The sequence below is a fragment of the Citrobacter sp. Cpo100 genome (assembly GCF_030332595.1).
Classification (GTDB): Bacteria; Pseudomonadota; Gammaproteobacteria; order Enterobacterales; family Enterobacteriaceae; genus Citrobacter; species Citrobacter portucalensis.
This window is the reverse complement of record NZ_JAOWHM010000035.1, coordinates 105,023-119,371: the sequence shown is the minus strand read 5'-3', so window position 1 is coordinate 119,371 and position 14,349 is coordinate 105,023. Positions and strand designations below refer to the sequence as shown.

Here is a 14,349-nt window from a genome sequence, read left to right as displayed (position 1 = left end):
ACCGTGATAATTGTCCTTAAATAAGTCAGTTACGGCTGGCTATAGTGAGAAATGGTGTACTTGAGCCGGGTGTTATTTTTGCCGAGTTTTCTGGCAATATTGCTTTTGTACGCCCCGATGGTTTTTTCACTTTTTTGTGATGCCCCGGCGATTTGTGTCAGTGACCATCCTCGTGCAAGCATCATCATTACGTTGAATTCGTTTGCTGTGATCTTGTTGTGTAATGCTTTGATATTTTGTTGGTTATTGTTTTTTGTGATACGTGTAACGGCATGGTGTAGCCGATCAAGACTGGCATCTTGATCAAGAAACAGCATGTTCTTCCCACAAACGGTTTGAAAAAGAGTAAAAGTAGCTTCATCTGCCAAAACAATAATTTTGGTGACAGGTCGTAAAGCCATGTTGCGGATAATCCTGGCATATTTTAAAAAATCTGATTTGTCAGGATTAATGATGATGCAATCCGTTTCATAAGGAAGCATTTTGACAGCAGAGAGCGTCTGGGAGGAGTAATACGCGATATCAATATATAATGATGAGCCACGTAGGATTTCTCGCATGCCTAGCCAAGGGTAAATTGAGTCACCCAAAAAAATAGCCTTTGACATAACGATCTCCTTGAAATTTTGGTGCAAGCAGCCGCCTCTTTTTGTAGGTTAAAAAAGAGTTTCTTGCGACGCGTGAAATGTTAATTAAATCTCGTATTACGTTCTGTGCTGTGAACGTATCCTTATTAATTCCAGATTAAACAGATATTCTCTGTATTTATTAGAATCATTAACTATTCTTAAAGTAGATATTACACTTTGTTAAAATTTAAGATAAATCGTTTATTTCAGCTCTGCGTAAATGATTGATAGATTTCGCTTATGAATCGCATGAATAATGATTGAGTGGTTTCTATAAAGACAGGGTATTCCTATCTGTTTTGGAGGGAATTTACATGAAAAACATTATATTTCAGATGGATATACGTTTTTCTTAATGGGCTTACTGGTGGGTAGGAGAATTCTTAATCAAGACCAGGACAAAGAGAAGGGGCGTCGAGGGGAAGAGAGAAATATCGCTAAATTTGCAGTTATCGACCTGAAACTCGAGTATCCAGGTTGATAATTCTTAGCGTTGTGATGTTTTTAGGGAATTATCCTATTTTTAGCTTTTTGTGCTTAATTTTAAAAACTCACTTGAAGAGGTTATTTTTTCTGATTGCTATTGCTGATAGGGCTTAGCCCGCCAACAGTTCCTGTTCAACCTGATGTACCTGCTGTTCCAGTGTATTGCGGATTTCCGTAAGCGCCCGTTGTTGATCGGAGAAGTAGGCTTCTTTATCTGTCACGGAGGTGGCAAGCCGCCAGGCGTTTTCGGCTTCCAGTTCGGTAATCTCTTTGAGCAGCGCGTTAATTTGTTCTCTGAGCTGCTGTATTTTGCTGCGTAAATGCTGCAAATCGTTCAATCGGTCACTGGCCATCATCGGTTCGAGGCCGCTTTGCAATTGAGTCAGTAGCGCCCGGACGGTGGCAAGATCGGCATTTTGGCGCGCCTGGTTAAGCTGCACCATCATCTGATGCGCTTTCTCTTTCAGATCATCGGCTACCACGTCCGGGTGGCAAAGACGGCTTGCCTGACGCCACAGGCGTTTTAACTCATTACGTTCATCAGAGGAAAGCCGCTGGTCACGGCTAAAACGATGCTGTGCATCCTGCTGCTGCTCCTGATATTCATCATATTCATGGCTGGCCTCTTCCTGTGCCTGACGGGTTGCGCTGTCGTCCTGGCGAGAAAAGTCGTTTTCCAGCTCACGAATCTCCGCCAGCAGGGCGGTAATCAGTTCAGTTTGCTGCTGAATACGTTGGCGTGTTTCCACCGATTCGCGCGAATCTGAATTCTGGTTCATCCAGTGCTGCTTGAGCCTGGCCAGTTGATCAACAGCCTGGGAAATATAGTGCTGACAGGATTGATAGTCTTTTTCCCGGCGTTTTCGCTCCGCTTCCTGTTTGCGCTGGGCACTGGCGGCGAGCTGTTTACGCAGTTCGAGAATGCGGCTCATCAGCGGTCCAAGACGAAGGTGATACAGATCGTTGAAATCATCGAGGATTTGAATGCGCGTGTTGCGCTTATCGATCAGGTCACGCAGCTGTGTTTCGAGTGCTTTGAGTTCCAGCTTACTGGCGGCAATGGCGGGATCCTGCCACGTAGAGACTGCCCGTTGAGATTGCAGCCAGGCCGAGATTTCACGCAGGGCATCACCAAAGCGTCGTTCTTCGATCGCCTGCACAATGGTGCCTGGTACGACTGACAAAGGCTCATTTTTAAGATGCGCCACCTGCTGGAAAATAATCTCCTCATCTTCCAGTTCAATAGCGCTTTTGACGATTTCCAGTCGTTTGATGATCTTATTCATGACAGTCGTTGCCTGGCCTGGCTAAAAAACGAGTGGCTGAAGTACAACAGGTTCACCCGTTTGAAAATGTTAGAAAAACAGTAAAGCGCATTCTGTGGCCTGCGATGCCTTTTCGTCCAGAATAATTCACTGTAATTATGAAAAACCGGAAGTCGCGCGCACCTGTCTGCATCTTCAAACCTCTGTTTCATGTTTTTTACTCTCGGGTAATTATTCTTGATTCAGTAAAGATAATGCGTATAGTTCTCATTCTCTTTTGTTATTAACTCCCTGTATTACTTCTGGTAAGGATCCCGACAATGAAAAAAACAACATCCGCGCTGGCATTGCTGATTGCTGCGGCGTTAAGCGGTTGTGCGGCGCATACCACGCCAGCCAGCAACGCCAGCGTTACGGAAAAAACAGCGCAACCTGCCGTCAGTGATGTGCAACAATGCGCGCTGGCGGATGGGTTATATGAAATGGCGCTTAGCCCGGCAGGGGATGCGTTGTACGTTGCCAGCGCCGAAGGATTTAAAGATGTGCAGGGCGGCGTGGTTTACAAGCTGGATCCAAAAACGCTTAAAACGCTCGGCTTGAGTCATACCGATATGAAAAACTTTGGTATGGCTATCTCGCCGGACGGTAAAACAGTGTATGTCACCAACTCACTGGATGGTGGCCTGAGCGCGCTGAATACCGCTGACGGCAAAGTGAAAAATCGCGTACTGTTCCCGGAACGTAACCCAGAAGGTTTCCCGTATGGTGCGCGCCAGGTGCTGCTGCATAACGGTTTGCTCTATATTGGTGCCGTGGCGGATCCAGCGGTGATTTGGGTGGTTGACGCTGAAACCCTGAAGCTAAAAACCCGCATTAAAAATACGGGTAAATGGATGACCGGACTGCATTATTCAGAAGTGACGCAGCGAATTTATGCAGCTAACGGCGGCGGTGAAATTCTTGTTATCAACCCGCGTAATCAGCGCGTAGAAAAACGCTGGCAACCGCTGGGAGAACAACCTGCGCTGTTGCTGAATATGGCGGAGGACGCACAAACGGGTCGCCTGTTTGTCACCGACAACTCGAAAGCGAAGACTACCCTGGTGCTGGATATCCATACCGGTAAGCTGCTGAAAAAATTGGATGTGGGTGATTCGCTGGCGGTGAAATTTAACGCAAAACGCAACGAAATCTATATTACCCAGCGTGATTCAGGGAAATTGCTCAGCCTGAATGCGACCGATTACAGCGTGAAGAAAAGCTGGGATTTACCACCAAACCCTAACAGCTTGCTGCTCTCGGCGGATGGGCAAACCCTGTTTGTCACCGTGAAACAGAAATTTAATAAAGACCACTCTACATCTGCGCCAGATAACGTGGTACGTATTGACCTGAATAAACAATAACAGCTCGCCTTCTTTCTATTGTTTTTCTCCCGAGCCTCGGTGCGTTGGGCAAGGAAGCCCGGCGTATCCAATCGATTGCGCCTTGCGACAACCAGGTTGAAATGTTAAAAGAAGCCCCTTCAATAAAAACCACACAGGGGAAGGGCGTGAAAAACGCGTCAACTGCATCTGACACCAGCGTGTCTGATGCCGCGTCGACGAACGAGCCGACGCTTCAACGAGGGTTGCAAAACCGCCATATTCAGTTAATTGCGCTGGGCGGCGCAATTGGTACCGGCCTGTTTTTGGGCATTGGCCCGGCTATTCAGATGGCGGGACCTGCGGTGTTACTGGGTTACGGCGTTGCCGGGATCATCGCTTTTTTGATTATGCGTCAACTGGGCGAAATGGTGGTCGAAGAACCCGTTTCCGGATCGTTTGCCCATTTTGCCTATAAATACTGGGGACCGTTCGCGGGTTTTCTGTCCGGCTGGAACTACTGGGTGATGTTTGTGCTGGTCGGCATGGCAGAACTGACAGCGGCAGGGATCTACATGCAGTACTGGTTGCCCGATGTTCCAACCTGGATTTGGGCCGCGGCATTCTTCGTGATCATCAACGCCGTCAATCTGGTCAACGTACGTCTGTATGGCGAAACGGAATTCTGGTTTGCGCTGATTAAAGTACTGGCCATTATCGGCATGATTGGTTTTGGCGTGTGGATGCTGTTTTCCGGTAACGGCGGGGAACATGCAAGCATCGATAACTTGTGGCGTTACAACGGCTTTTTTGCTACCGGCTGGAACGGATTAATTCTGTCGCTGGCAGTGATTATGTTCTCCTTTGGTGGGCTGGAGCTTATCGGGATTACTGCCGCGGAAGCGCAGGATCCGCAGAAAAGCATTCCAAAGGCGGTAAACCAGGTGGTGTACCGTATTCTGCTGTTTTATATCGGTTCTCTGGTGGTGCTGTTGGCGCTGTACCCGTGGGTGGAAGTGAAATCCAATAGCAGCCCGTTTGTGATGATTTTCCATAATCTCGACAGCAACGTAGTGGCTTCTGCACTGAACTTTGTCATCCTGGTGGCTTCACTGTCGGTGTATAACAGTGGCGTCTACTCTAACAGCCGCATGCTGTTTGGTCTTTCGGTTCAGGGTAACGCGCCGAAGTTCTTAACCCGCGTCAGCCGTCGCGGCGTACCGGTGAACTCACTGATCCTTTCCGGTGCTATTACGTCGCTGGTGGTACTCATCAACTATGTGCTGCCGCAAAAGGCCTTTAGCCTGCTGATGGCGCTGGTGGTGGCGACGCTGCTGCTGAACTGGATTATGATCTGCCTGGCACATCTGCGATTCCGGGCGGCGATGCGTCGTAAGGGACGTGACACGCAGTTTAAAGCGCTGCTGTATCCGGCAGGGAACTACCTGTGTATTGCTTTCCTTGGCATGATTCTGGTGCTGATGTGTACGATGGATGAGATGCGCCTGTCAGCTATCCTGCTACCGGTGTGGATCCTGTTCCTGTTTGTTGCCTTCAAACTGCTGCGTCGTAAGTCCCGCTAAGTTTCTACCGATCTTGTTATTACCGATCCCATCGTCAGGATGGGATCGGATCCTCACTCAACATTTATCGTGACCGTTCTCGCAATTTTGCTGCTGCTGACAGGATCTTTATTTTGTAATCGATTACTTTTCTATTGAATCTAATTTGTAATCGATTACTTTTTAAGGGTGGGGCAAAAAATGGTGTCAACAACCGAAAGTAGTGGAAAACAGAGCGTACAGTACCGGCTGCTGGTGCCCCGGCTGTCGCTAATGATGTTCTTACAGTTCTTTATCTGGGGAAGTTGGTCCGTCACGCTGGGGCTGGTGATGAGCCAGCACAACATGTCGCTGTTGATTGGCGATGCGTTTTCAGCCGGGCCCATTGCCTCTATTCTGTCGCCATTCGTCTTAGGGATGCTGGTAGACCGCTTTTTTGCCTCGCAAAAGGTGATGGCGGTGATGCACCTTGCTGGCGCGGCAATCCTGTGGTTTGTTCCGCAGGCATTGGTGGCGCAAAACGGTGCACTGTTGATTGGTCTGCTGTTTGGCTACACGTTGTGCTACATGCCTACGCTGGCGCTTACCAACAATATTGCTTTTCATAGCCTGTCGGATAAGGACAAAACCTTCCCGGTGGTGCGGGTGTTTGGCACCATTGGCTGGATTGTCGCGGGGATCTTTATCGGTGTAACCGGAATTTCGGACACCACCGGTATCTTTACGCTGGCGGCGATTATCTCTGTGATTCTGGCGCTCTACAGCCTGACGCTGCCCAACACGCCTGCACCGGCGAAAGGACTGCCGGTAAAAGTTCGCGATCTGTTTTGTGCGGATGCTTTTGCCTTACTCAAGGTCCGTCACTTTTTTGTCTTCTCGCTCTGCGCGACGCTTATCTCTGTACCGTTGGGAACCTATTACGCGTATACCGCGTCGTTTCTTGCTGATGCGGGCGTCGGCGACGTCAGTACGGCGATGTCGTTTGGTCAGATGTCTGAAATATTCTTCATGCTGGTGATCCCGTTACTGTTCAGACGTTTGGGCGTGAAATACATGCTGTTAATCGGGATGTGCGCCTGGTTCGTGCGTTATGCCTTCTTTGCCCTCGGCATCAGCGAAGAGGGCCGATTCCTGCTGTATCTCGGCATTCTGCTGCACGGCGTGTGCTACGACTTCTTCTTCGTGGTCGGCTTTATTTACACCGATCGTATCGCCGGGGAAAAAGTAAAAGGTCAGGCACAAAGCATGATCGTCATGTTTACCTATGGGATCGGTATGCTGCTGGGCTCGCAAATTTCAGGCGCACTTTACAACCGGCTGGTGGCGGGGCAAACCGTGCCTCAGGCGTGGACCACATTTTGGTGGATCCCGGCAGTCGCTGCCGCAGTGATTGCCGTGATTTTCCTTTTCTCTTTCAAGTATGACGACAAAGAGCAGGCATAATTTTCAGGAGGGGTTATGAAAACCATCAAGGGGCCTGGCATTTTTCTGGCGCAATTTATTGGGGATCGCCCGCCATTTAACACCCTGGAAGGCGTGGCAAAATGGGCGGCGGAGCTGGGCTATAAGGCATTACAAATCCCGTGTAATCACAAGTCGCTGTTTGATGTCGAACAAGCTGCTGTAAGTCAGGCTTATTGTGATGATATTCGCGGGATGCTGGCCGGATATGGGTTAGTGATTAGCGAATTATCGACCCATCTTGAAGGTCAACTGGTTGCCGTCCATCCGGCTTACGATGACGCTTTTGACGGATTTGCTCCGCCGTCTGTACGCGCTAATCCGCAGGCCAGACAGGCATGGGCCATCGAAACCTTACACCAGGCCGCTGCGGCTTCGCAAAGACTGGGGCTGACGGCACATGCCACGTTTTCAGGTTCGCTTGCCTGGCCTTTCTTTTATCCGTGGCCACCGCATAATCGTCAGCGCTTTGAAGAGGCTTTTCTGGAGCTGGCGCGCCGCTGGAGACCGATTCTCGATCGCTTTGATCACCATGGGGTGGATGTTTGCTTTGAGATCCATCCCGGCGAAGATCTGCACGATGGCGTGACGTTCGAGCGTTTTCTTGCGCTGGTTGATAATCATCCTCGCTGCAACATTCTCTATGACCCGAGCCATCTGTTATTGCAGCAGATGGATTATCTTGGGTTTATCGATGTCTATCACTCGCGTATTAAAGCGTTCCACGTCAAGGACGCTGAGTACCATGCCAGTAGCCGCAGCGGTGTCTATGGCGGTTATCAGCCGTGGCTCGATCGCGCCGGGCGCTTCCGTTCTTTGGGGGACGGGCAGGTCGATTTCAAAACGATCTTCAGCAAGCTCACACAATATGATTTCCCTGGCTGGGCGGTGCTGGAATGGGAGTGTTGCCTGAAAGACGCGCAAACCGGGGCGCGTGAGGGGAGTGATTTTATACGCCGCCATGTTATTCCGGTTTCTGCACGTGCATTTGATGATTTCGCCGCTGGCGATGAGGTACGCAAATGATACAGGTTGGCATTATTGGCAGCGGATTTATTGGGCCTGCACATATTGAGGCGTTGCGTCGACTCGGCGGTGTGAACGTGGTGGCGCTCTGTGATAGCTCGCTGGCGGTTGCCCTGGAACGCGCAGATGCTCTTCATATTCCTCATGCGTACGGTAGCGTTGAAGCGCTGCTGGCGCATCCAGGACTACAGGTAGTGCATAACTGTACGCCGAATCATCTGCATGCTGACATCAATCGGCAGATTTTACGCGCGGGTCTGCACGTGTTTTCAGAAAAGCCGCTATGTATGACGCCGGATGAGGCTCGTGAACTGGAAACGCTGGCGCAGCAGGCTGGAGTGGTGCACGGCGTGAGCTTTGTCTATCGCCAGTTTGCAATGGTGCAGCAGGCGGCCAGTATGGTCAGAAGCGGCAGCGTGGGTAGTCTGTTTGCCGTACAGGGGAGCTATCTGCAGGACTGGATGCTGCTGGAGACTGACTACAACTGGCGGGTCGATGCCGCACAGGGCGGCGATTCACGGGCGGTAGCGGATATCGGTTCGCACTGGTGCGATACGGTGCAATTCGTGACTGGAAAACGTATTGTCGAGGTGATGGCCGATTTGGCTATCGTCTGGCCGGTACGTAAAGCCAGCATTGCCAGTAACGCTACGTTTGGCCAGCAAACGGCTGATGTGCAATTTGAGGAAAAAGCGGTTACGACAGAAGATCGTGGGTCGGTGCTGGTACGTTTTGATGATGGCAGCAAAGGCTGCTTTAGCGTTTCGCAGGTGAGTGCCGGGCGCAAGAATCACCTGAGCTTTGAAATTAACGGTAGCCACTGTTCACTGCACTGGGATCAGGAAACGCCGCAACAGCTTTGGGTCGGGCACCGTCAGCAGGCGAACCAGATCCTGACGGACGACCCAGGATTGATGAATGCGGATGTTGCTGCCAGTGCGCACTTTCCGGGTGGGCATATTGAGGGCTGGCCGGATGCGTTCAAGAATATGATGCAGCAGTTTTATCAGGCGGTGTTGGCAGGCAAAATGCCCGCGACGGCGGAGCGTCGATTTGCGTCTTTTTCTGACGGTGCGGATGTGATGTATATTATTGATGCAATTATAAAAAGCCATCAGCAGCAGCGTTGGATATCAGTACAGCGCTAAACACGCATCCGGTTCGCCAGTCGGCGATTTTATGGTAGCCTCAACGCAAAGCGTAAACCGCAGGATGTGTCGTCGTTATGTCTATTCAAAAAATCGCCCAGCTTGCCGGTGTGTCGGTGGCGACGGTATCGCGTGTGCTGAATCACAGTGATACCGTCAAAGCCAAAAATCGCGAGCGCGTGCTACAGGCTATTAAAGAAAGCAATTATCAGCCCAACCTGCTGGCGCGTCAGCTGCGTACGGCACGTAGTTCGATGATTCTGGTGATGGTTTCCAACATCGCCAATCCTTTTTGTGCAGAGGTTGTTAAAGGCATTGAAGAGGAGGCGGAGAAGAATGGCTATCGCATTTTACTGTGTAATTCCGGCTCGGATACAGCCCGCTCAAAATCGGCGTTGAAGCTCCTGTCGGGGAAAATTGTTGATGGCATTATCACCATGGATGCATTCTCAAAATTACCGGAACTGACTACGCTGATTGGCGACGCGCCCTGGGTTCAGTGCGCGGAATATGCTGACAAAGGCGCGGTTTCCTGCGTGGGGATTAACGATGTTGACGCTGCGCAGTCGGTCATATCTCACCTGGTGGATAAGGGCTACCGACGAATTGCCTTAATCAATCATGACCTGAGTTATAAATATGCTCGTTTGCGCGAACGCGGCTATAAAGCGGCGCTGCATGCGCTGTCGCTTGAATATCAGGCTGTGGAATATGCCAGTGAATTAAGTTCCAGTGCAGGAATTGCGGCGATGAAAACACTACTTGCCGCAGAGGTGAAACCCGACGCGGTGTTTGCCGTATCGGACACGCTAGCCGCTGGTGCGATGCGCGCTATTTTCGATGCCGGATTACAGATCCCGCAGGATATCGCCGTTGTTGGTTTCGACGGTACGGAACTGGCAGAAATGGTTTCTCCACAGCTTTCGACCATTGAGCAGCCCTCACGGGATATAGGCCGCAAAGCGGTAGGATTATTGCTGAATAAAATAGAAAATCCTGACGCGCAGACGGAAAGGGTGATGATGGACTGGCGCTATATTTCACGCGCCAGTACCTGAGCTTTATCGCTGAAACGCGCCAGACAGCGCACGAATATCGTTTCCGGTAGGCGACTGATGAATGCGCAAGCCAAACTCTTCGACTACGGCAAATATATGGTCGAAGATATCAGCCTGAATACTTTCATATTCAAGCCAGACCACCGTATTGGTAAAGGCATAAATTTCGATCGGTAAACCATGATCGTCCGGCGCAAGCTGGCGCACCATTAACGTCATATCTTTGCGAATACGCGGATGATGACGCAAATACTCGTTCAGATAAGCGCGGAAGGTACCAATATTGGTCATCCGGCGGTGATTCAACACCGATTCAGGCGCATCTAACTGCTGATTCCACTCGTCTATTTCCTGGTGACGTGCGGTTAAATACGGTTTCAGCAGGTGGGCTTTATGCAACCGCTGACGCTCATCCTCATCAAGAAAATGGATACTTGTGGCATCAATGCTGATGCTGCGTTTAATTCGCCGACCACCGGAAGCTGACATTCCACTCCAGTTTTTAAAAGAGTCTGATACCAGGGACCAGGTGGGGATAGTGGTGATGGTGTTATCCCAGTTGCGCACTTTCACGGTGGTTAAGCCAATATCGATAACCGCGCCATCTGCACCATATTTCGGCATTTCCAGCCAGTCACCCAACTTCAACATATCGTTGGCTGAAAGTTGTATTCCGGCAACCAGACCGAGAATAGGGTCTTTAAACACCAGCATTAACACGGCGGCCATGGCGCCCAGACCGCTTATCAGTATTGCCGGTGACTGACCAATCAGCAGGGAAATCATCAATATTCCGACGAGAATTGCGCTGATGAGTTTGATGCCCTGGAATATGCCTTTTAGCGGTAATTGCGATGCGGCAGGGAGTTTTTGCGACAGATTGAGAATAACGTCCAGCAGGGAAAACAGGGACAGCAGGGCGTACATCATGATCCACAACTGAGCGCAGGTCACTAATATTTCTGCTGCTTCGCTGCCTTTCTGTAGCCAGAGTGCGGCCTGTATATTGACAATGATACCCTGCAGGGTGAATGCCAGCCGGTGAAATAACTTGTTCTGCGTGATGATTTGTAGCCACAGGCGGGAGCTGGCGCTGGCACGCTTTTCAAATGCGCGTAATACCACCCAGTGCAAAATAACGTGAACAATAATGGCGGTGATAAAAATAATGCCAAAAATCATCACCAATGAGGTGGTGTGATTTATTTCAATGCCGAGTTCTTCTACCTGAGATATCAATTCCTGCATAACGTCTCCTTAATAAACAGCGGTCTATGATGACCGCTGCGCGGAGCTTATGCAAATGCGGAGGATTAGACTTCCGTCAGCGTCGTTTCCAACGGCAGACGAGATTTCGGCAGCGCGGCGTTGAAATCTTCTACGCTGTGATGACCCACAGGAACCACCACTACGCTGGTGAAACCTTTTTCTTTCAGGCCAAATTCTGCATCCATGATAGCTGAATCAAAGCCTTCGATCGGCACAGCATCCAGGCCCATCGCCGCAACGCCCAGCAGGAAGTTACCGACGTTCAGGTACACCTGTTTTGCCATCCAGTGGTTGTCATCTTTCAGTTCTTTGCGATGCATGTCGGCAAAGAAGGTGCGGCCTTTGTGGTTTGCGGCTTTCGCTTCAGGCGTGGCGAAACGACCATCGCTTTCTTCTTGATCCACCACGCGTTCCAGCCACGCATCGTCCATCGCCGTTTTGGCGCAGAACACCACAACGTGGGAAGCATCCAGCATTTTACGTTCGTTGAATACAAAGCCGCCGGCTGCGGATTTAGCCACACGCGCCTTACCTTCGTCAGTGCTGGCGACAATAAAGTGCCATGGCTGAGAGTTGGTGCTGGACGGGCTAAACTGCAGCAGCGTTTTTAATTTTTCGGCCTGCTCAGCGGTCAGTTTTTTATTCGGATCGAATGCCTTAGTGGAGTAACGTTTTAAGGCGACAGAAACAATATCCATAACTACTCCTGGTGATTTTCCATACCCTGCGGGTGCGTTTTGTTTCAGCAGGGTACAGGGTTAGCAGGAAAAAGATAAGACAGGAAAATGCAAAAACACTTATCGGGGTTAGCGATAAATCAACCTGGACGCAGGCGTTTTTGATCCCGCTTCGGCAAGCCGTCGACGACGCGGTGCCAGGAATCATTCACCAGCTCTGCCAGTAATGACTCGGTAATATCGTCACCAGGATAGACCGAGATCCAGTGCTTTTTATTCATGTGATAGCCGGGCTTAATGCTGGGGTAGATCTGCTGGTTTAACAGTGATTTTTGCGGATCGGATTTCAGGTTAATAAGCGGCCGTCCGCGAAGCTCCGTGACTAGCATAAAAATTTTACCGCCAACCTTGAAGACATCGTATTCCGGGCCGAAAGGCCAGCAGTGTTCGGTAAAAGGTAGTTCGAGCGCAAGGCGTTTCGCACAGGCAGGAAGGGTCTGGCCGTCCATTATTGTTCCTCGCGGGTCAGGGCGCGCCACATGGCTTCAAACCCCATCGAAATATATTCATTTGCGCGGGCAGCGTCGCGGGCGGCGAACTCCATGGTGGTTTCTGCCAGAGAAAGGAATAGCCCGTCGCCAAAGGCGCGATATTCGTCAGACATAAACTCGGGTCGTACGGAACGATGACAAAGATCGCGCAGTTCCGGGAACATATCGTCAGCCTGTTGTTCGGTTTCCTTGCTTATTTTCTCGCTGACGGCCAACTGACGAATCGTGCGATGCCCGCAGGTGTGGTTCAGGCCCCAGCTAATGTAGCTGTTCCAGATGTAGTGAGTCATGGTTTTGGCATCGGTCACTGAACGATCCAGGTTTGCCATCATCGACTGACAAAGGTCTTGCTTCAAAAAGAGGTAAAGCTCGTTGATCAAATCATCTTTGGTCGCGAAATAGCGAAACAACGTTCCCTCCGCAACCCCTGCATTACGGGCTATCACGGCGGTCGAAGCCGCAACACCTGATTGTGCAAATGCTGTGGTTGCAGCTTCCAGTAATGCCAGTTTTTTGTCTTCACTCTTCGGACGAGCCACTACACTTTACCCTTAAGTCTGTAAAAAACATGATTGAATCACGGCGTTTGCTGCGCCGCAACGGCGAATGTCAAAGATTGAAAATCATCTTGACGGAGAACTTTCGATTTCTATAATGAGTGCTTACTCACTCATAATCAAGAGTCAGTCGCGCAAACCAGCGGAAAGGGGGCGCGTTTAAGGTCAGGATATGAAGCGTCTCACAGTTTGTGTGGTTGTTATTATGCTTATTGCTGCAGCTGCAAGTTTACCGTTTGTACTCAATGCCGGGTTTGGTCAGGCGCCGCAAGGGGCACAACTGAGTCAGGTTGAACAGTCACCGCACTATCGTGATGGACAGTTTCATAACCAGGTGCCGACACCGGGCTATACCGGCAACAAAGGCATGCTGGCGGCCTGGTGGGAGTTTCTGGTCGCTAAGCGTGAAAATGCACGACCAGCACAACCGTTACCTATGGTCGCGACCGATCTCGCCGGGCTTTCGCCGCAGCAGGATACCCTGGTCTGGCTGGGCCATTCTTCGTGGTATTTACAGCTGGCGGGTCAACGTATCCTGATTGATCCGGTTTTCAGCAATTATGCCGCACCGTTCTCGTTCCTGAACAAGGCCTTTGCCGGTGATTATCCGTGGACCGCACAGACGATGCCGGAGATAGACCTGCTCATCATCTCGCACGATCACTATGACCATCTGGATCTCGCCACTATCAAGGCGCTAATGCCGAAAATTAAGCGGGTGATTACGCCGCTTGGCGTCGGGTCGCATCTGCGTTACTGGGGGATGCGCAGCGAGATAATCGAAGAACGGGACTGGAATCAGTCCGTCAGAGTGACGGATTCGCTGATCGTTCATGTGCTGCCCGCCCGTCATTTCTCGGGGCGCGGTATCAAACGCAACCAAACGCTATGGGCGAGCTTCATGTTCGAAACGCCGGAGCAGAACGTTTATTACAGCGGCGATTCCGGCTATGGACCGCATTTTAAAGCCATCGGCGAGCAGTTTGGCTCTGTCGATTTGGCGATTATGGAGAACGGTCAGTATGACCAGGACTGGAAGTTTATTCACATGATGCCGGAAGAGACGGCTCAGGCCGCGGCAGATCTGCATGCGAAAGCCGTGTTGCCAGGGCATGCCGGCCGTTTCGTTCTGGCAAAACATACCTGGGATGATCCTTACAAACGACTGGCGCTTGCCAGCCGTCATCAGGATTACCGACTGCTGACGCCAATGCTGGGTGAACCGGTAATACTGTCCGAACCGGACCAACCGTTTACGGCCTGGTGGCAACAGGTGACTCAATGAATACAGGGGAG

13 protein-coding genes are annotated in these 14,349 nt (G+C 50.6%); 7 read left to right on the top strand and 6 right to left on the bottom strand.

Features of this window, described 5'->3' with window-relative positions; translation table 11 throughout:
* Window positions 1-29 precede the first annotated feature (29 nt).
* A complete protein-coding gene (locus OGX96_RS13090) occupies window positions 30-608 on the bottom strand; it encodes a helix-turn-helix transcriptional regulator (protein WP_008784033.1) in 579 nt (192 codons plus the stop codon).
* Between the two features lie 617 nt (window positions 609-1,225).
* A complete protein-coding gene (locus tag OGX96_RS13085) occupies window positions 1,226-2,401 on the bottom strand; it encodes a coiled-coil domain-containing protein (protein WP_008784034.1) in 1,176 nt (391 codons plus the stop codon).
* A 299-nt stretch (window positions 2,402-2,700) separates the two neighbouring features.
* On the opposite strand from OGX96_RS13085, the gene OGX96_RS13080 reads away from it, so the two are divergent.
* The 6 genes from OGX96_RS13080 to OGX96_RS13055 all read left to right on the top strand — a co-directional run bounded on the left by OGX96_RS13080 (window position 2,701) and on the right by OGX96_RS13055 (window position 9,999).
* Entirely contained in the window at window positions 2,701-3,786 is a 1,086-nt protein-coding gene (locus OGX96_RS13080) for a YncE family protein (RefSeq protein WP_286583247.1), read from the top strand.
* Between the two features lie 146 nt (window positions 3,787-3,932).
* Window positions 3,933-5,327, top strand: a complete 1,395-nt coding sequence (pheP, locus tag OGX96_RS13075; RefSeq protein ID WP_008784036.1) for a phenylalanine transporter — start codon at window positions 3,933-3,935, stop codon at window positions 5,325-5,327.
* Window positions 5,328-5,507: 180 nt separating this feature from the next.
* Window positions 5,508-6,749: an MFS transporter gene (locus OGX96_RS13070; protein ID WP_286583244.1), complete on the top strand. Its 1,242-nt coding sequence runs from the start codon at window positions 5,508-5,510 to the stop codon at window positions 6,747-6,749.
* A gap of 15 nt (window positions 6,750-6,764) precedes the next feature.
* Entirely contained in the window at window positions 6,765-7,793 is a 1,029-nt protein-coding gene (locus OGX96_RS13065) for a sugar phosphate isomerase/epimerase family protein (protein WP_103284851.1), read from the top strand.
* Window positions 7,790-8,941 (top strand): Gfo/Idh/MocA family protein, encoded by a 1,152-nt coding sequence (locus OGX96_RS13060; RefSeq protein WP_286583242.1) that lies wholly within the window; start codon window positions 7,790-7,792, stop codon window positions 8,939-8,941. The genes OGX96_RS13065 and OGX96_RS13060 overlap by 4 nt, the downstream gene beginning before the upstream one ends.
* A gap of 77 nt (window positions 8,942-9,018) precedes the next feature.
* Complete coding sequence (locus OGX96_RS13055) at window positions 9,019-9,999, top strand: LacI family DNA-binding transcriptional regulator (RefSeq protein ID WP_003831159.1); 981 nt, start codon at window positions 9,019-9,021, stop codon at window positions 9,997-9,999.
* A 3-nt stretch (window positions 10,000-10,002) separates the two neighbouring features.
* Here the strand turns inward: OGX96_RS13055 and OGX96_RS13050 are convergent, their stop codons facing one another.
* From OGX96_RS13050 to OGX96_RS13035, 4 genes are all read right to left on the bottom strand, one after another.
* On the bottom strand, window positions 10,003-11,247 hold the full coding sequence (locus tag OGX96_RS13050) for a mechanosensitive ion channel family protein (protein WP_057066482.1): 1,245 nt from the start codon (window positions 11,245-11,247) through the stop codon (window positions 10,003-10,005).
* A 65-nt stretch (window positions 11,248-11,312) separates the two neighbouring features.
* Window positions 11,313-11,966 (bottom strand): oxygen-insensitive NAD(P)H nitroreductase, encoded by a 654-nt coding sequence (gene nfsB / locus OGX96_RS13045; RefSeq protein WP_286583240.1) that lies wholly within the window; start codon window positions 11,964-11,966, stop codon window positions 11,313-11,315.
* Between the two features lie 119 nt (window positions 11,967-12,085).
* Window positions 12,086-12,454, bottom strand: coding sequence for an MmcQ/YjbR family DNA-binding protein (locus OGX96_RS13040; RefSeq protein ID WP_008784040.1), 369 nt, complete (start codon window positions 12,452-12,454; stop codon window positions 12,086-12,088).
* Window positions 12,454-13,035 (bottom strand): TetR/AcrR family transcriptional regulator, encoded by a 582-nt coding sequence (locus OGX96_RS13035; protein ID WP_071445801.1) that lies wholly within the window; start codon window positions 13,033-13,035, stop codon window positions 12,454-12,456. Before OGX96_RS13035 ends, OGX96_RS13040 begins: the two co-directional genes overlap by 1 nt.
* A gap of 190 nt (window positions 13,036-13,225) precedes the next feature.
* Here OGX96_RS13035 and OGX96_RS13030 point away from each other — a divergent pair, with 190 nt between their 5' ends.
* On the top strand, window positions 13,226-14,338 hold the full coding sequence (locus OGX96_RS13030) for an MBL fold metallo-hydrolase (protein WP_008784042.1): 1,113 nt from the start codon (window positions 13,226-13,228) through the stop codon (window positions 14,336-14,338).
* Window positions 14,339-14,349: the final 11 nt, after the last annotated feature.